General features: G+C 74.9%; 18 protein-coding genes. 6 read left to right on the top strand and 12 right to left on the bottom strand.

Features of this window, described 5'->3' with window-relative positions; translation table 11 throughout:
• The first annotated feature begins 83 nt into the window (after positions 1 to 83).
• Positions 84 to 1,289, top strand: a complete 1,206-nt coding sequence (locus O2V61_RS19995) for a thiolase family protein (protein WP_269185019.1) — start codon at positions 84 to 86, stop codon at positions 1,287 to 1,289.
• On the top strand, positions 1,286 to 3,364 hold the full coding sequence (locus O2V61_RS20000; protein WP_269185020.1) for a 3-hydroxyacyl-CoA dehydrogenase NAD-binding domain-containing protein: 2,079 nt from the start codon (positions 1,286 to 1,288) through the stop codon (positions 3,362 to 3,364). The genes O2V61_RS19995 and O2V61_RS20000 overlap by 4 nt, the downstream gene beginning before the upstream one ends.
• A gap of 120 nt (positions 3,365 to 3,484) precedes the next feature.
• Here the strand turns inward: O2V61_RS20000 and O2V61_RS20005 are convergent, their stop codons facing one another.
• From O2V61_RS20005 to O2V61_RS20015, 3 genes are all read right to left on the bottom strand, one after another.
• Complete coding sequence (locus O2V61_RS20005; protein ID WP_269185021.1) at positions 3,485 to 3,775, bottom strand: thiamine-binding protein; 291 nt, start codon at positions 3,773 to 3,775, stop codon at positions 3,485 to 3,487.
• The gene (gene dxs / locus O2V61_RS20010) at positions 3,772 to 5,700 is read right to left on the bottom strand and encodes a 1-deoxy-D-xylulose-5-phosphate synthase (protein WP_269185022.1); all 1,929 of its coding nucleotides are present in this window, start codon (positions 5,698 to 5,700) and stop codon (positions 3,772 to 3,774) included. The genes O2V61_RS20005 and dxs overlap by 4 nt, the downstream gene beginning before the upstream one ends.
• Positions 5,701 to 5,802: 102 nt before the next feature.
• Positions 5,803 to 6,171, bottom strand: coding sequence for a hypothetical protein (locus tag O2V61_RS20015; RefSeq protein WP_269160465.1), 369 nt, complete (start codon positions 6,169 to 6,171; stop codon positions 5,803 to 5,805).
• A gap of 233 nt (positions 6,172 to 6,404) precedes the next feature.
• On the opposite strand from O2V61_RS20015, the gene O2V61_RS20020 reads away from it, so the two are divergent.
• Entirely contained in the window at positions 6,405 to 7,067 is a 663-nt protein-coding gene (locus O2V61_RS20020) for a class I SAM-dependent methyltransferase (RefSeq protein WP_269185023.1), read from the top strand.
• Here the strand turns inward: O2V61_RS20020 and O2V61_RS20025 are convergent.
• Positions 7,043 to 7,312, bottom strand: a complete 270-nt coding sequence (locus O2V61_RS20025; protein ID WP_269185024.1) for a hypothetical protein — start codon at positions 7,310 to 7,312, stop codon at positions 7,043 to 7,045. The genes O2V61_RS20020 and O2V61_RS20025 overlap by 25 nt on opposite strands.
• A gap of 209 nt (positions 7,313 to 7,521) precedes the next feature.
• Here O2V61_RS20025 and O2V61_RS20030 point away from each other — a divergent pair, with 209 nt between their 5' ends.
• Positions 7,522 to 7,659, top strand: coding sequence for a hypothetical protein (locus O2V61_RS20030; protein WP_269165195.1), 138 nt, complete (start codon positions 7,522 to 7,524; stop codon positions 7,657 to 7,659).
• Between the two features lie 16 nt (positions 7,660 to 7,675).
• Here the strand turns inward: O2V61_RS20030 and O2V61_RS20035 are convergent, their stop codons facing one another.
• Both O2V61_RS20035 and O2V61_RS20040 read right to left on the bottom strand, forming a co-directional pair.
• Positions 7,676 to 8,884 carry a class I SAM-dependent RNA methyltransferase gene (locus O2V61_RS20035; protein WP_442929185.1) on the bottom strand — a complete coding sequence of 403 codons (1,209 nt, stop codon included), beginning with the start codon at positions 8,882 to 8,884 and terminating at the stop codon, positions 7,676 to 7,678.
• Between the two features lie 148 nt (positions 8,885 to 9,032).
• Positions 9,033 to 11,063 (bottom strand): APC family permease, encoded by a 2,031-nt coding sequence (locus O2V61_RS20040; RefSeq protein ID WP_269185025.1) that lies wholly within the window; start codon positions 11,061 to 11,063, stop codon positions 9,033 to 9,035.
• Positions 11,064 to 11,251: 188 nt separating this feature from the next.
• On the opposite strand from O2V61_RS20040, the gene O2V61_RS20045 reads away from it, so the two are divergent.
• Together O2V61_RS20045 and O2V61_RS20050 are read left to right on the top strand one after the other, a co-directional pair.
• Positions 11,252 to 11,920, top strand: coding sequence for a potassium channel family protein (locus O2V61_RS20045; RefSeq protein WP_269185026.1), 669 nt, complete (start codon positions 11,252 to 11,254; stop codon positions 11,918 to 11,920).
• Positions 11,920 to 12,588, top strand: coding sequence for a potassium channel family protein (locus O2V61_RS20050; protein WP_269173869.1), 669 nt, complete (start codon positions 11,920 to 11,922; stop codon positions 12,586 to 12,588). Before O2V61_RS20045 ends, O2V61_RS20050 begins: the two co-directional genes overlap by 1 nt.
• Before the next feature lie 25 nt (positions 12,589 to 12,613).
• On the opposite strand, the gene O2V61_RS20055 is transcribed toward O2V61_RS20050, so the two are convergent.
• The 6 genes from O2V61_RS20055 to O2V61_RS20080 are packed head-to-tail and all read right to left on the bottom strand — an operon-like array spanning position 12,614 to position 17,098.
• A complete protein-coding gene (locus O2V61_RS20055) occupies positions 12,614 to 13,429 on the bottom strand; it encodes a DUF3159 domain-containing protein (RefSeq protein ID WP_269185027.1) in 816 nt (271 codons plus the stop codon).
• Between the two features lie 39 nt (positions 13,430 to 13,468).
• Positions 13,469 to 13,870: an OB-fold nucleic acid binding domain-containing protein gene (locus O2V61_RS20060; protein ID WP_269185028.1), complete on the bottom strand. Its 402-nt coding sequence runs from the start codon at positions 13,868 to 13,870 to the stop codon at positions 13,469 to 13,471.
• Positions 13,867 to 14,664, bottom strand: coding sequence for an alpha/beta hydrolase family protein (locus tag O2V61_RS20065; protein ID WP_269185029.1), 798 nt, complete (start codon positions 14,662 to 14,664; stop codon positions 13,867 to 13,869). The genes O2V61_RS20060 and O2V61_RS20065 overlap by 4 nt, the downstream gene beginning before the upstream one ends.
• Positions 14,661 to 15,569 carry a DUF3710 domain-containing protein gene (locus O2V61_RS20070; RefSeq protein ID WP_269185030.1) on the bottom strand — a complete coding sequence of 303 codons (909 nt, stop codon included), beginning with the start codon at positions 15,567 to 15,569 and terminating at the stop codon, positions 14,661 to 14,663. Before O2V61_RS20070 ends, O2V61_RS20065 begins: the two co-directional genes overlap by 4 nt.
• A gap of 2 nt (positions 15,570 to 15,571) precedes the next feature.
• A complete protein-coding gene (gene dut / locus O2V61_RS20075) occupies positions 15,572 to 16,099 on the bottom strand; it encodes a dUTP diphosphatase (protein ID WP_269185031.1) in 528 nt (175 codons plus the stop codon).
• Positions 16,100 to 16,150: 51 nt separating this feature from the next.
• Positions 16,151 to 17,098: a hypothetical protein gene (locus O2V61_RS20080; protein ID WP_269185032.1), complete on the bottom strand. Its 948-nt coding sequence runs from the start codon at positions 17,096 to 17,098 to the stop codon at positions 16,151 to 16,153.
• Between the last annotated feature and the right edge of the window lie 24 nt (positions 17,099 to 17,122).

Here is a 17,122-nt window from a genome sequence, read left to right on the forward strand (position 1 = left end):
TACCAGCGGGTAACTTCGGCCCGTCGTCCTGTTCGGGGCGGCACCGAGCGCATCGCGGAGGTCCTGTGTCATCTGGAGAGCGGTTGCCACGCCAACTGCGCGAGGTCGTCTTCGTCGACGGCGTGCGCACCCCGTTCGGCAAGGCCGGTCCCGCGGGGATCTACGCCGAGACCCGCGCCGACGACCTCGTCGTGCGCTGCATCCGCGAGCTGCTGCGGCGCAACCCGTCGCTGCCGGCCGAGCGGGTCGACGAGGTGGCCATCGCCGCCACCACCCAGATCGGCGACCAGGGCCTGACCATCGGCCGCACCGCCGCGCTGCTGGCCGGGCTGCCGAAGAGCGTGCCCGGCTACGCCATCGACCGGATGTGCGCCGGCGCGATGACCGCCGTGACGACGACGGCCAGCGGCATCGCCTTCGGCGCCTACGACGTCGCGATCGCCGGCGGCGTCGAGCACATGGGGCACCACCCGATGGGTGAGGGCGTCGACCCGAACCCGCGGTTCGTCAGCGAGGAGATCGTCGACGGCTCCGCGCTGGTGATGGGCTCGACCGCGGAGAACCTGCACGACCGGTTCCCGCACCTGACCAAGGAGCGGGCCGACGCCTTCGCGCTGGCCAGCCAGCAGAAGTACGCCGCGGCGGTGGCCGCCGGACGGATCGGCCCCGAGCTGGTGCCGGTGGCGACCCGCTCGGCCGAGGCCGGCTGGGGGCTGGCCACGGTCGACGAACCGCCGCGGCCGAACACCACGCTGGAGGGGCTGTCGGCGCTGAAGACGCCGTTCCGCCCGCACGGTCACGTCACCGCCGGCAACGCGGCCGGGTTGAACGACGGCGCGACCGGCTGCCTGCTCGCCGCCGAGGAGGTCGCCGAGGAGCTGGGGCTGGACGTCGGCATGCGGCTGGTCGGCTTCGGCTTCGCCGGCGTGGAGCCCGAGGTGATGGGCGTGGGGCCGATCCCGTCGACGGAGAAGGCGCTGGCCCGGACCGGGCTGTCCATCACCGACATCGGGCTGTTCGAGCTCAACGAGGCCTTCGCCGTCCAGGTGCTGGCGTTCCTGGACCACTTCGGCATCGCCGACGACGACGCGCGGGTCAACCCGTGGGGCGGCGCGATCGCCGTGGGCCACCCGCTGGCCTCCTCCGGCGTGCGGCTGATGACCCAGCTGTCCCGGCAGTTCGCCGAGCGGCCCGACGTCCGCTACGGCCTCACCGCCATGTGCATCGGCATCGGCATGGGCGGCACCGTGATCTGGGAGAACCCGAACTGGGAAGGGGCTGCGGCATGAGCGCCGTGTTCACCGACGAGGTCGTCACCGCCGCGAAGGTGCGGTACCTGCGGGTGCCCGGGCTGGCCGGTGAGCTGGCGCTGATCACCCTGGACAACGGGCACGACCACACCCGGCCCTCCACGTTCGGCCCCGGCGGGCTCGCCTCGCTGGACGCCGCACTGGACGAGATCGAGTCCCACTCCCCCGCCCCGGCGGCCATCGCCGTCACCGGCAAGCCGTTCGTCTTCGCCGTCGGCGCCGACCTCTCCGGCGTCCCGTCGATCGCCTCGGCCGCCGACGCCCGGGAGATCGCCGAGACCGGGCACCGGGTGTTCCGCCGGCTCAAGGACTCGGCTGTCCCGACGTTCGCGTTCGTCAACGGCGCGGCGATGGGCGGCAGCCTGGAGCTGGCGCTGCACTGCCACCACCGGACGATCGCCAGCACCGCCGTCGTCGCCTTCCCCGAGGTCTTCCTCGGCCTGGTGCCCGGTTGGGGCGGCACCCAGCTGCTGCCGGAGCTCGTCGGCATCGACGCCGCGGTCACCGTGATCGTGGAGAACGCGCTGGCGCAGAACAAGGTCACCCCGGCGCCGAAGGCCGGGAAGCTGGGCATCGCCGACGCGGTGTTCGAGCCGGCCGACTTCCTGGAGCGCTCGCTGGAGTGGGCGGCCGGCGTGCTCGCCGGGGAGATCGCCGTCCGCCGTCCCGCGGTGGACCGGTCGGCCTGGGACGACGCGATCGCCCGGGCCCGGCAGCTCGTCGCCGCCCGCACCCGCAACGCCTCCCCCGGCGCGCTGCGTGCGGTGGAGCTGCTCGACCTGGCCCGGGCCGGCGACGCCGGCTTCACGGCCGGGACGGCGGCCGAGGACGACGCGCTCACCGACCTGCTGATGAGCGAGGAGCTGCGGGCCGGCCTGTACGCCTTCGACCTGGTCAACAAGCGGGCCAAGCGCCCCGCGGGTGCACCGGACCGGAAGCTGGCCCGGAAGGTGACGAAGGTCGGCGTCGTCGGTGCCGGGCTGATGGCCTCCCAGCTGGCGCTGCTGTTCGTGCGCCGGCTCGAGGTGCCCGTCGTCCTCACCGACGTCGACCGGGCGCGCGTCGACAAGGGCGTCGGCTACGTGCACGCCGAGCTGGAGAAGCTGGCCGGCCGGGGACGGCTGTCCCCCGACGCGCTGAACCGGCTCCGCGGCCTGGTCACCGGCTCGCTGGACAAGGGCGCCTTCGCCGACGCCGACCTGGTGATCGAGGCGGTGTTCGAGGAGCTGTCGGTCAAGCAGCAGGTCTTCGCCGAGGTGGAGGCGGTGGTGCGGCCCGACTGCGTGCTGGCCACCAACACCTCCGCACTGTCGGTGACCGAGATGGCCGCCGGGCTGCAGCACCCGGAGCGGGTCGTGGGCCTGCACTTCTTCAACCCGGTCGCCGTCCTGCCGCTGCTGGAGGTGGTGCGGGCCGGGCGGACCGACGACGCCACGCTGGCCACCGCGTTCGCCGTCGGCAAGCAGCTGGGCAAGTCCTGCGTGCTGGTCGCCGACGCCCCGGCGTTCGTGGTCAACCGGCTGCTCACCCGGTTCCTCGGCGAGGTCACCGCGGCCGTGGACGCCGGCACCCCGGTGGCGGTCGCCGAGACGGCGCTGGAGTCGCTGGGCCTGCCGATGACGCCGTTCGAGCTGCTCACGCTGGTCGGCCCCCCGGTCGCGCTGCACGTGGCCGAACGGATGCACGAGGCGTTCCCCGACCGTTTCGGCGTCGGCGAGGGGCTGCGCCGGATGGTCGAGCTGGGCAAGACGTCGGTCTTCTCCGAGCCGGGCGTCATCGACCCGGAGCTGGCCGGGATCGACGCCGGTGACTCCCCGCTCACCGCCGACGAGCTGCGCGCCCGAGCGGAGCGGGCGCTGGCCGAGGAGATCCGGCTGATGCTCGACGAGGGCGTCGTCCAGGCCGTGCAGGACGTGGACCTGGCGATGCTGCTGGGCGCCGGGTGGCCGTTCTGGCTGGGCGGCATCTCCGCCTACCTCGACCGCGCCGGGGTGTCGGAGGCCGTCACCGGGCAGCGCTTCCTCCCCCGGGGAGTGGCCTCGCTCCCCGCCTGAGGTCGGACCCCCTGGGATCAGGTCACCTGGTCCCAGGGGCACCTACCCGGTGGCAGACCGCGCGGTAGGTGCCCACACGATCAGGTCACCTGATCCTGGGCGTGCCGCCGCAGGAGGTGGTCAGCGGAACTTGTGGGTGAGGCTGTCCATCGTGCGGTCCACCGAGGCGATCTTGACGTGCGAGATCCCGGCGTTCGCGCCGGCGGCCAGCATCGCCTCGTGCGCGGCCCGCAGCGTCGCCCAGACCGTGTCGGCGTCGCCCTCCAGCGTCGTGCCCAGCGCCCCGACCTCGGCGCGCAGCCCGGAGGCCTGGATCACCCGGATCGCCGCCTCGACGTGGGCGTGCGGGTCGTCCGGGGTGCCGGGCGGCGACGGCGCGACCTGGATCTCGGCGATGACCTGACCACTCACTGCTGCTGCCCCTCGGCGCCCTCGGGCTGCGGCTCGGTCGACGCGGCGGCACGGTCGGCGACCCGGGCGGCCCACTCGACGATCCGCCGGGCGACGTCCTGCTCGGTGAGGCCGACGTCGGCGAGCACCTGACCGCGGCTGCCGTGCTCGAAGAACTGCTGCGGCAGGCCCAGCGTGCGCACCGGCACGTCGCAGTCGGCGTCCTGCAGCGCCTGGGACAGCAGGGTGCCCACGCCGCCGGCCCGGCCGCCGTCCTCGACGGTGACCACCAGCCGGTGCTCGGCGGCCAGCGTGACCAGCTCGTCGGCGACCGGCATCACCCAGCGCGGGTCGACGACGGTGACCTCGATGCCGTGGTCGGCGGCGCGCTCGGCGACCGCCAGGCACATCGGCACCAGCGAGCCGACGGCGACCAGCAGCACCTCGGGGGTCACACCCCGGCGCAGCACGTCGACCCGGCCGCGCCGCTCGAGCGCCGGCACCTCCGGCGGCAGCGCGCCCTTCGGGAAGCGGATGACGGTGGGCCCGTCGGAGACCTGCACCGACTCGCGGAGCGCCTCGCGCATCGTCGCCTCGTCCCGCGGCGCCGCCAGCTGCAGCCCCGGGACGATCGAGCAGATCGACATGTCCCACATGCCGTTGTGCGAGGCGCCGTCGGAGCCGGTGACGCCGGCCCGGTCGAGCACCAGGGTGACCGGCTGGCCGTGCAGCGCGACGTCCATCAGCAGCTGGTCGAAGGCGCGGTTCAGGAAGGTCGAGTAGATCGCGACGACGGGGTGCAGGCCGCCCATCGCGAGCCCGGCGGCCGAGGTCAGCGCGTGCTGCTCGGCGATGCCGACGTCGTAGGTGCGCTCCGGGAAGCGCTCCGCGAACGGCGCGAGACCGGTGGGGTGCAGCATCGCCGCGGTGATCGCCACGACGTCGGAGCGCTCGGTGCCGATCCGCACCAGCTCGTCGGCGAAGACGTCCGTCCACTCCGGGCCCTTGGCGGCCGAGGAGAGCCCGCTGTCGGGCTCGAAGACGCCGGTGGAGTGCCAGGCGTCGATGGTGTCGGTCTCCGCCGGCGGGTAGCCGAAGCCCTTGGTCGTGACGGCGTGCACGATGACCGGCCCGCCGAAGGACCGGGCCCGGCGCAGCGCCGACTCCATCATCTCCACGTCGTGGCCGTCGACCGGGCCGACGTACTTCATGCCGAGGTCCTCGAACATGCCCTGCGGGGCCAGGACGTCCTTGAGCCCCTTCTTGATCGCGTGCAGCGCGTCGTAGAGCTTGGTGCCGACGACGGGTGCGCGGTGCAGGGCCTGCCGGACGGCGGCCAGCGCCTCCTCGTACCCCGGGCGCAACCGCAGGGTGGCGAGCGCGTCGGCCACCCCACCGATCGTCGGGGAGTACGAGCGGCCGTTGTCGTTGACCACGATGACGACGGGGCGGTCCTGCGCGGCGGCGATGTTGTTCAGCGCCTCCCAGGCCATCCCGCCGGTGAGCGCACCGTCGCCGATCACCGCCACCACGGGGCGGACGTCGCCGCGGACGGCGAAGGCCTTGGCCAGCCCGTCGGCGTAGGACAGCGACGTCGAGGCGTGGCTGTTCTCCACCCAGTCGTGCTCGCTCTCGGCCCGGCTGGGGTAGCCGGACAGCCCGTCCCGCTGGCGGAGCTGGGCGAAGCCGTCGAGCCGGCCGGTGAGCAGCTTGTGCACGTAGGCCTGGTGCCCGGTGTCGAAGATGATCGGCTCGCGCGGGGACTCGAAGACCCGGTGGACGGCGATGGTCAGCTCGACCGCACCGAGGTTCGGGCCCAGGTGCCCACCGGTCTTGGCGACCGCGGCCACGAGCGCATCACGGATCTCGCCGGCCAGGACCGGCAGCTGGTCGGGGCGCAGCGCCCGGAGGTCGGCGGGCCCGGTCAACGAGCTGAGCAACGACACGACGGGGCAGGGTCCTCTCGACGTCGGCGGCGTCCGGTGGGGCGCAACCGGTGAAACCCCACTGTAACGGCGAACCGGCGACCTGCCCTGTGGGCGACGGACTCAGAGCCGGGGCACCCAGCGCTCGCCCCGCAACGCCCCGGCGACCACCTCGACCCCGCGCGCGGCCCGGGTGAGCCGGGCACCCTCCCGCTCGTAGGCGCTGATCGCCGCCTCCATCGCCTCCGGCGGCAGCTGGTCGGCGAGCTCCACCCGCACGGTGCGCCAGCCGGCCCGCGCCGCCTCGAGCCCCGCGGCGACGTGGTCACCGGCGAACCGGGCCAGCAGCACCGGGTAGCGCCGGAGCACCTCGTGCGCCCGGTAGTCCGGCGGCACGAGGTCGAACAGCCAGCTGACCGCGGTCCGCTCCCAGTCCGGGGCGCCGGGCGGCCAGACCTCGTCCGGCCAGCCCGGTGGCAGTGCGACGTCCACCCGGTCAGTGTGCGCGGACGCCGCGGCGACCTCGACCGCGGATCGCACGTGTGTTCGAAGCGTGACCTGCCGGACCCGGTGCGCGACGGATCCCACCCGCGCGATCATGGAGCCGGCGGGGCGGCTCGCCGGCCCTCCTCGGCGGGTCGCCACCGCGGCTCCATGATCGCGCGCCCCAGAGGTGCCTCGGGCTCCGCAGTGACCTGTCGGGGCCGCGTCGTACGGTCCCCGGCGTGACCGAGCCGGGCGACGCCACCGACCACCTGGGCGAGACCCGTGCCGCCTACGACACGGTCGCCGTCGACTACGCCGACCTGCTGCGGGACGAGCTCGCCGCCCGCCCGGTCGACCGGGCCGTGCTCGGGCTGTTCGCCGAGCTGGTGCACGCCGGCGGCGGCGGGCCGGTGGGCGACCTCGGCTGCGGACCGGGCCGGATCACCGCCCACCTCGCCGGCCTGGGGGTGGAGGCCTTCGGCGTCGACCTCTCCCCCGGCATGATCGCCGTGGCCCGGCGGAGCCACCCGCAGCTGCGGTTCGACGTCGGCTCGATGACGGCGCTGGACCTGCCGGACGGCAGCCTGGCCGGCGCCGTCGCCTGGTACTCGGTGATCCACACCCCGCCGGCCCAGCTGCCCGCCGTGTTCGCCGAGGTGGCCCGGGTGCTGCGACCGGGCGCGCCGCTGCTGGTCGCGTTCCAGGCGGGCGACGACGATCCCGTGCACCACCGGCAGGGCTACGGGCACGACATCTCGCTGCACGGCTGGCGACTGGACCCCGACCGGGTCGAGGAGCAGCTCACCACCGCGGGGTGCATCGTGCGGACTCGGGTGCTCCGCGAGCCGGAGCCCCCGCACGAGAAGAGCCGCCAGGCCTACCTGCTGGCCGTGCGCGCCTGACCCGACGGCGGCCGGTCCTCGCCGGTTCCGCACAGGGCCCACAGCCGCGAGCCGGCGACCCCGGCGAGCAGGACGCCGAACACCGCCGACACCCAGTTGCCGTCGGCCGCGTTGGCGACGGCGGTCCCGACCAGGAAGACCGCTGCCACGATCCAAAACCCGCGGCTCACCGGGCGCAGAAGCAGCCAGGTGTACGTCGAGCGCGCCCAGTCGACCAGCCGTTCGCCACCCGTCGGATCAGCCACGGTCCCAGCGTAGGCAGGGCGACCTGACCGCCGGGCCGACGCGCAGGCCCGGGCCAGCCACCACCCTCGAGTGAGGGCGGACCCGGCCGGAGTACGGATGACGCTCGCACCCGCCGATGACCACCGTGACCCAGGACACAGGGATCGACCGACCGGCCGACCCGGGGACGCCTGACCCGCACGCACTCGGCAGTACTGGAGGCCCTGACGTGACCACCTACCGCAACGTCCGCGACCTGCTCACCGAGGCCGTCCACGAGGCGTTCCTGCTCGCCGACTTCCTCATCCGCAAGGCCGATGACCGGTGGGTCCTGCCGCGCGAGGACACCAGCCGCAGCCCGCTCTGAGCCTCCCCGCGCCCTGCTACGCCCGGACCAGCAGGGCGACGCACTCCACGTGGGCGGTCATCGGGAAGCAGTCGAAGGCCCGTAGCTCGGCCAGTCGGTAGCCGACGCCGGCGAACGCGGCGACGTCGCGGGCCAGGGACGCCGGGTCACAGGCGACGTAGACCACGGCACGGGCACCGGAGCCGGCGAGCACCCGGCTGACGTCCTCACCGGCCCCAGCCCGGGGAGGGTCGAGCACGACGACGTCGGGGCGGCCGAGGTCGCCGAGCAGCTCGGTGAGACCCGGGGCGTCCACGTCGCCCTGCCACACCTCGGCCTGCGGCAGGTCGGCGAGGTTCACGTCGGCAGCGGCGCAGGCCGCCGCGTCGGACTCGACGCAGACCACCCGCCCCGCGGCACCGACCCCGGGCGCCAGCGCACCGCCGAACAGGCCGGCGCCGGCGTAGAGGTCCAGCACCGTCTCCCCCGGCTGTACCGCGGCGAAGCCCAGGACGGCGTCCACCAGGGCGTCGGCGGCGGCCGGGTGCACCTGCCAGAAGCCGGTGCCCTCGACCTCCCAGTCCCGGCCACCGGCGGTCCGCTGCGCCCGCCCGGCCGGCTCCTCGGGCACCTCGGCCCCGGGCCGCAGCACCTGGGTGTCCAGCGGCCGGCCGCGGCGGTCCAGCGTCGTCGTGGTCACCACGCCGGCCGAGTCGACGGCGACGTCGACGGCGCCGGCGCCGGCGTCCAGCCAGCGCCGGGCCAGCACCGCCTGGGCGGCCGGCTCGGCGGTGATCGGGCAGTCGTCGAGCGGGACGACGTCGTGCGAGCGGTGCCGGCGCAACCCGGGCGAACCGGTGCGGTCGACGGCGAACCGGGCCCGCGACCGCCAGCGCAGCGGCCCGCCGGGCAGCGCCTCGACGGTGACGTCGACGTCGAGCCCGGCGAGCCGGGACAGCTGCTCACGGACGACGTCGGCCTTGAGCCCGAGCTGGCCGGCGTGGCTGACGTGCTGCCAGTCGCAGCCACCGCACAGCCCGGGGCCGCTGTACGGGCACGGACGCTCCACCCGCTCCGGGGCCGCCTCCAGCACCTCGACCGCGTCGCCGCGGCAGAAGCCCTTCTGCCGGTCCTCGGTCACCTCGACGACCACGCGCTCCCCGGGCAGCGCGTGCCGCACGAAGACCACCCGGCCCTCGTGCCGGGCCACGCAGTGCCCGCCGTGCGCCACCGGGCCGACGGTCACCTCGACGCGCCGCCCGAGCCAGCCCAGGCCCTTCGGCCCCGCTGCGGGGGCCCGCCGGGAGCCGGGACGGCCCCGTCCGGAGGCTCGCCCCGAGCCTGCGCCGGGCGAGGGGGACGGGGTCCTGCCCGGGGGGACGCCGGGTCCGTCGTCAGCCATAGGGCGTCTGCTCGGTCTCGGAGGTCAGGCCGCGCCGCAGGTCGCCGGGAGCCGGGCCGCCGCCGTTCCCGCCGTCCCGGTCGTGCGAGCCCTCCAGCTGCCACGGCACGCTGGTGATCATGACGCCGGGCAGGAACTGCAGCCGGGTGCGCAGTCGCAGTGCGCTCTGGTTGTGCAGCAGGTTCTCCCACCAGTGGCCCAGCACGTACTGCGGCACGAAGACCACGACCAGGTCCCTGGGGCCGGCGCGCCGGATGTCCTTGACGAAGTCCAGGACGGGGCGGGTGATCTCCCGGTACGGCGACTCCAGCACGGTCAGCGGCAGCGGGATGTCGTAGCGCTCCCAGTCCCGCTGGAGTGCGCGGGTGTCGGCGTCGTCCACGTTGACCGTCAGCGCGGTCAGGACGTCGGGCCGGGTCGCGCGGGCGAAGGCCAGCGCCCGCAGCGTCGGCTTGTGCACCTTGGAGACCAGCACGACCGCGTGCACCCTGCTGGGCTTGGTCCGCGCATCGCTGTCGGGCACCAGCTGCGCGGCCACCTGCGAGTAGTGCCGGTTGATCCCGCGCATCAGCAGGAAGATCACCGGCATCGCGGCGAGCACGATCCAGGCCCCGCCGGTGAACTTGGTGACCACGACGATGAGCAGGACGACGCTGGTCAGCGTGCCGCCGACGGCGTTGATCACCCGGGATCGCTGCATCCGGCCGCGGGCAGCGGGCTCGGTCTCGCTGCGCAGCTCCCGGTTCCAGTGCCGCACCATGCCCCACTGGCCGATCGAGAAGCTGGTGAAGACGCCCACGATGTACATCTGGATCAGCTGGGTGGAGTCGGCCTCGAAGGCGATCAGCAGCAGGATGGCGAACCCGGCCAGCATGAGGATCCCGTTGCTGTAGACCAGCTTGTCGCCGCGGGTGTGCAGCTGACGCGGCATGAACCGGTCCTGCGAGAGCACCGAGCCCAGCAGCGGGAAGCCGTTGAACGCCGTGTTGGCCGCCAGGATCAGCACCAGGGCCGTGGCTGCCTGGACGAGGTAGAAGCCGAGGGAGTCCGGGCCGCCGAAGGTCGCCGCCGCCACCTGGGCGATGACGGTGCGCTGCGGCTGGCCCTCGCAGTCGAAGCCCACCAGGTCGCAGGCGTTCTCCACGTACCTGACGTCCGCCAGCAGGGCCATCGCCGTGACACCGGCGAACATCGTGGCGGCGATGCCGCCCATCAGCGCCAGCGTCGTGGCCGCGTTCCGGCTCTTCGGTGGGCGGAACGCCGGCACGCCGTTGGCGATCGCCTCCACCCCGGTGAGCGCCGTACAGCCGGAGGCGAAGGCCCGCAGCACGAAGAAGATCAGCGCCAGGCCGGTCACCTGCTCGTAGCCCGGCTCGGGCTGGATCGCGTAGCCCGCGCTCTCGGCCACCACGTCGCCGCCGGTGACGAACTCCCGGATCAGCCCGGTGCCGATCATCACCAGGATGCAGGCGATGAACGCGTAGGTCGGGAAGGCGAAGGTCCTCCCCGACTCCCGCACCCCGCGCAGGTTGATCGCGACGAGCAGGACGACCAGCACGACGGAGATGAGGACGCGGTGCTCGGCGAGCTCGGGGAACGCGGAGATGATGTTGTCCGTGCCGGAGCTGACCGAGACGGCGACGGTGAGCACGTAGTCCACGAGCAGCGCGCTGGCGACGACCAGCCCGGCGAACTGGCCGTGGTTCTTCATCGCCACCTCGTAGTCGCCGCCGCCCGAGGGGTAGGCGTGCACCACCTGGCGGTAGGACAGGACGACGACGGCCAGCAGCAGCACCACGAGCGCGGCCAGCCACGGGGTGAGGAACAGGAACGTCGTCCCGGCCAGCGTCAGGAAGATGAGGATCTCCTGCGTCGCGTAGGCGACGGAGGAGAGCGGGTCACTGGCGAAGACCGGCAGTGCCAAGCGCTTGGGCAGCAGCGACTCGCCGGCACGGTCGCTGCGGACCGGCCGGCCGAGGACGAGTCGTTTCGGGAGTTGTCCGAGGTCGGACAGGGATGGCACGGCGGCGATGGTACGGACGCGGCGCCCACCCGTGGGCCGCACCGGGGCGACCTCACTCACATGGGCAACCCACGGTGCTCCGCACGCCCCGATGCGCCACCACGGCCTGGCTTCGGGTGTACGTTCGCGCGCTGTACGCCCCGGCGGTCCGCGGGGGCGGCACGGTTCGGCAGACGGGTGGGACACAGGTGCACGTGGTCGTGATGGGCTGCGGCCGCGTCGGTTCGGCGATCGCCCGGCGACTCGAGGTGATCGGCCACAGCGTCGCGGTGATCGACCAGGACCCCGAGGCCTTCCGCAGGCTCGGCCCCGAGTTCGGCGGCCGCCAGGTCACCGGGCTCGGTTTCGACCGGCAGACCCTCCTGGACGCCGGCATCGACTCCGCCGGGGCCTTCGCCGCGGTCAGCAGCGGGGACAACTCCAACATCATCGGCGCGCGCGTCGCCCGCGAGACGTTCGGCGTCGAGCACGTCGTCGCCCGGATCTACGACTCCAAGCGGGCCGAGGTCTACGAGCGGATGGGCATCCCCAGCGTCGCCACCGTCCCGTGGACGGTCAGCCGGCTGATGCGGGAGCTGCTCTCGGTGAAGGTGACCGAGATCTGGCGCGAGCCCACCGGCACGGTCCTGTTGATGCGGATCACCGTGACCGACGTCTGGGTCGGCCGGCCGCTCGCCGAGCTGGAGAGCGCCTCCGGTGCCCGGGCCGCCTGGCTGGTGCGCTTCGGCGAGGCCCAGCTCATCACCCCGACCACGGTGCTGCAGACCGGCGACCACCTCGTCGTCGCCGCCACCGACGAGCTCACCGACCGGGTGCACGAGGCCGTCGAGCAGGGTCCCGCGGGAGGGCAGCACTGATGCGCGTCGCCATCGTGGGGGCCGGCGCGGTCGGCCGGTCCATCGCCACCGAGCTGCTGGGCAACGGCCACGCCGTGATGCTCATCGAGAAGAACGGCTCCCGGGTCAAGCCGCGGGCGGTCCCGGGCGCCGAGTGGGTGCAGGCGGACGCCTGCGAGGTCTCCTCCCTCGAGGAGGCCCAGCTGGCCACCTGCGACGTGGTCATCGCGGCCACCGGTGACGACAAGGCCAACCTGGTCGTCTCGCTGCTGGCCAAGACCGAGTTCGCGGTCGCCCGGGTGGTCGCCCGGGTCAAGGACCCGCGCAACGAGTGGCTCTACACCGAGGCGTGGGGCGTGGACGTCGCCGTCTCGACCCCCCGGGTGCTCGCCGCCCTGGTGGAGGAGGCGGTCACCGTGGGCGACGTCGTCCGGCTGATGAGCTTCCGCAAGGGCGCGGCCAACCTGGTCGAGATCACCCTCGCCGAGGACACCCCGTGGGTGGGTCGGCCGGTGCGCGAGGTGCCGTTCCCCCGGGAGACGGTGCTCACCACCATCCTGCGTGGCGACCGCGTCATCGCACCCGATCCCGACGAACCGCTCGAGGCCGGGGACGAGCTGCTGTTCGTCACCCACGGCGACATCGAGGAGCAGCTCCAGGCGGTCATGTGCCCCGACGGGAGCTGTTGACCGACCCAGCCCACGGCGGGGGCCGTCAGACGGTGGGGCGGTCCTCGGGCTCCGCCGGGTCCTCGACCAGCGGCGGCTCGGAGCGGTGCCGGTGCAGCCGGGCCACCACCCACAGGGTCACCACGAGCTGGGCGGCGGTCAGCGGCAGGCCCATCACCAGCGAGGACGTCGCCAGCAGCTCGACCTCATCGCGCAGGTAGAAGAACCCCTGCACAGCGGCCCGCAGCAGGAACACCGCTGCCCACAGCACGGTCAGCCAGCTGTAGGCCCGCAGCATCCGCGGGTCGTCGCGCCAGTGCCGCTCCGGCTCGGGGTCCGGAGCCCGGGGGCCGGGCGCCACCGGCACGGTGGCGCCGCCCTCCACCGGTACGGGCGTCGCGGCCGGGTCCCGGCGAGCGCGACCGCGCAGCGACGGCAGCCGGTGGGCGGACATCGCCCCCAGGTGGCTGGGCGCCAGGAACTCGGCGATCACCCCCACCAGGGGACGGCGGAAGAGGATCGAGCCGAGCAGGATCACGGCTATCGCGGCGCCGCGCACGATGCCCAGCACGAAGAAGTCCCGGGCCTGTCCGGAGTACGCGGTGATCGCCACGGCGACGGCGACGGCGAACAGCCCACTGACGGCCTGCTGGAGGCCCTCCCGGCGGAGCAGCCGCAGCAGGAAGACCAGCACTGCGGCGGCGAGGGCCGCCCAGATGCCGACGGTCAGCCCGCCGACCGAGTTGGCCACGATGAACGCGATCGTGGGCAGCGAGGCGTCGACCATGCCGCGCCAGCCGCCCAGCTGGTCCAGCACCAGGTGGCGGTCGAACGACACCCCACCGCGTCCGGGCTCGCTCACCGGCCGGTCCCTCCGGTCATGCCCGCATCGACGACCGGGTCACCCGGCGCTCAGCTCGTACCAGGGGTTGTAGATGACCTGCCGACCCTCGAAGGCGGCGAACCGGCCGCGCGCGGTCAGCCGACGACCCGGCTCGATCCCGGGGATGCGGCGGCGGCCGAGCCAGACGAGCGTGACCGAACCGGAGCCGTCGAAGAGCTCGGCCTCCAGGGTCGGGACCGTCTCTCGCGGGGTGTAGACCACCGACTTGATCCGCCCGGTGACCGTGACGACCTCGCCCTTGCGGCAGGTGCTGACCGCCGAGCAGCCGGCCGACGCCACCCCGGAGCGCAGCTCCTGGGCGTCCACGGTCCGGTCGTCGGCGGTGAGCTTCTGCAGCTTGCGGGACAGCCAGCCCCGCGCGCCGGGCTCCGTGGAGGCACCGGTCCTGGTCTCGGTCACGATCCCAGGGTAGTGCTGCCAGGGGCCGCTGTCCGACGCTCGGCCAGCCAGTCCACGGTGCGTTCCCACGCCGCACCGGAGACGTCGATCAACATCATGTGGTCGCCGGGGACGACCACCACCTCGACGGTGTCCCCTACCGCGGTCGCGGCGGCGGCGTACCGCCGGCTCTGGTCCAGCGGCACGGAGCTGTCCTCGTCGCCGTGCACGCACAGCGCGGGGAGCCCGGTCGGCAGCAGCCGCACCGGGTCGGCCGCGGCATACCGGTCGGGCACCTCGTCCGGCGTGCCACCGAGGAAGCCGACCGTGGCCCCGTCGCCGAGGTCGGCGGTGACCGCGGCCTCCAGGTCGAGCACGCCGGCCTGCGCGACGACCGCGCTGACCGGGACCCGCGGGTCGGCCCCCGGCGCCCCGGCGGGCAACCGGCCGCGACCGGCGACCCACGCCGCGAGGTGCCCGCCCGCGGAGTGGCCCAGGACGGTCACGTCGGTGAGGTCCAGGCGCGCTGCGCCCGGCACGTCGGGGAGGGCGTCCACCGCCGCGGCGACGTCCTGGAGCGTCGTGGGCCAGCCACCGCCGGCGCCCACCCGGCGGTACTCCACGGCCACCGCTGCCCAGCCGCGGACGGCCAGGTCGGCGGCCAGCGGGCGGGCCAGCTCGATGCCGTAGCGGGCCCGCCAGAACCCGCCGTGCACGACCACCACCACCGGTGCCGGACCGTCGCCGTCCGGCAGGGACACCTCGACGAACTGGTCGGGCCCGGGGCCGTAGTCGTGCCGGACGGGCTCGCTCACCCGGCGTCCCGGGGCTCGGTGGGGGGCTCGGTGGGGGGTGCCGGCGCAGGTGTGGCCGACGGCGGCGCCACCGGCGAGGCAGGCGGGGCGACCGGCGAGGCGGCAGCCGGCGAGGCGGCAGCCGGCGAGGCAGGCGGGGCGGCCGGCGCGGCGGCAGGGGGCGCGGCGGCGGGCGGCGCGGCAGCCGGCGGGCCGGCGGGGCGGCGGGCCGCCGGGCGCGCACCCTGGCCGGCGGCCTGCCTGCGGGCGACCTGCTGGGCTGCCTGCGGGGGCAGCGTCAAGGGGAGCTGCTCGCGCACCGGCATCGGCTGCGCCCCCCGGACGACGACGACGGACCGGAACGCCGCCTCCAGCGGCGCAGCCGCCTCGGGTGTGCTGGCCGCCGAGCCGCTGATCATCCCGCGGAGGAACCACCGGGGGCCGTCGACGCCGAGGAAGCGGGCCGGACGGCGCACCGGCTTCGGGGCCCCGGTCTCCCCCTGCTGCGGCGGCGCGGCGACCAGGACCGACCCGACCAGCTCACGGCCGAACGGCCCGTCCACCTCGGTCAGCCGGCCGCCCTGCCCGCTCGCCCCGCGCATGAGCTCGGCGCGCACCTCGTCCCAGAGACCGCCGGCGCGCGGCGCGGCGAAGACCGACAGCTGCAGCAGGGAGTCCCCGGCGCGGAGGCTCGCCCCGACGACCTGCTGCTGGGCGTTGACGTCCACCCGCAGCTCCATGCCCGGGACCGCCGGGAGGCGCAGCGAGCCGAGGTCGACCCGCTGCCGGCCGTCCTCCGGGGCGTCGGCCTCGTCCCACGGCCCACTGGTGGCGGTCTCCTCACGCTCCCGCACCTGCGGTTCCGGGGGCACTCCCCGCTCCCGGAGGCTGCGGTCGATCCGGTTGCGTCGACGTCCGAACGGCATCGTCAGGCCCGTCCTTCCAGAGAGGTGTGGGTCAGGTCGGCGGCCAGCGCGGCCGAGCCGCCGGTGGAGCCGTGCCCGCCGCTGCCTCGTTCGCTGCCGGGCAGCTCTCCGACCGGCACGAAGCGGGCCCGCACGACCGGCTGGACCACCAGCTGGGCGACCCGGTCGCCCCGGGACAGCCGGAGGGTGGTGATGGGGTCCAGGTTGACCAGGTTGACCTTGATCTCGCCCCGGTAGCCCGCATCGATCGTGCCCGGTGCGTTGACCAGGCTGAGCCCCAGCCGGTGCGCCAGACCCGAGCGCGGGTGCACGAAGCCGGCGAACCCCTCGGGGATCGCGACCGCGACCCCCGTGCCCACCAGTGCGCGTTGGTGCGGTGCGAGCTCCACGTCCTCGGCCAGGCACAGGTCGGCACCGGCGTCACCGGGCAGGGCGTAGGCCGGGAGGACGGCGGCGGAACCGAGGACGACGGGCACGTCGACCTCGGCGGCGACGCCGGCCAGCGGCTGGTCGGGCAGGGGAACGGGCACGGCGGCGAGGCTAGCCGCGCCGACCGGTGGACATGTGGGCCGACCCGGCGGTCAGGCGCCCGGACCGGCCGGGGGCAGCCCCAGGTCGGACCGCAGCCGATCCGCCAGCGCGGCCGTCGCCTTGCGGTTGCCGCGGGCGGCCAGCGTCGCCCCGACCAGCAGGGGGGCCACCGACGTCGTGCTCCGGGCCAGGCGCCGGGTGACCCGCCGCCGCAGCGCCGTCGTCCCGGCCGTGCTCAGCGCGCCGAGCAGCCCACCCGACGACGAGCTCCCCACCGCCCGCTGGGTGCTCCAGCTCGCCAGGTAGGCACCGGCCCGGGCCCGGGCGTCGCCCGGGGCCGGCCGGCCCGCCAGCTCGTGCAGCTCCCCGACGAGCACGACCTCGACGGCGGCCACCAGCACGGTCTGCGCACCGAGCTCCAGCGGGACGGCGACCAGGGTCGGTGGCGCGAACCACTGCGCCGCCGCCAGCCCACCGGTCGCGGCACCGACCCCGCCGGTGAGCCGGGCCGCCCGGGCGACCAGGGCGTCGGCGATCTCCGCGTCCGAGGCCCCCGGATGAGCCCGTCGCAGGCGTGCCCCGTCCCGGATCGGGAGGCGAGGGGCAGCCGCGTCGAGGAGGTCACTCAGCAGGCCGGAGGGTGCCGCGCCGCCGCGGGCGTCCGTGCCGGGGCCGGTGGCGCGCTCCCGCCCCGAGGCGGCCCGGGCGTCCCGCGCCGAGCCGGTCCGCGCGTCCCGCGCCGCGGCGGCGACCGCGGACACGACATCGGACAGGACCCCGCTCGCCGCCCGGGCACCGGCAGTCGACCGGCCCGGTCCGCTGCCGCTCCGAGTGCGGGTGTCCCTGCCGGGCTCGTCCCGGCCGAGCAGCCCGGAGACGGCGTCGGCGAGGGCCCGCGCCGCCGCGCCGAGTCCGCTGTCGGCACCCACGACCTCGCCCTCGACCGGCGTCCCGCCCACGGGGCGGGGCGGCGGGACGTCACGCGGCTGCTGGCTCATCGGTTCCCCTCGACGGTGACGTGC

Source organism: Modestobacter sp. VKM Ac-2985 (assembly GCF_026967925.1).
Lineage (GTDB): Bacteria > Actinomycetota > Actinomycetes > Mycobacteriales > Geodermatophilaceae > Modestobacter.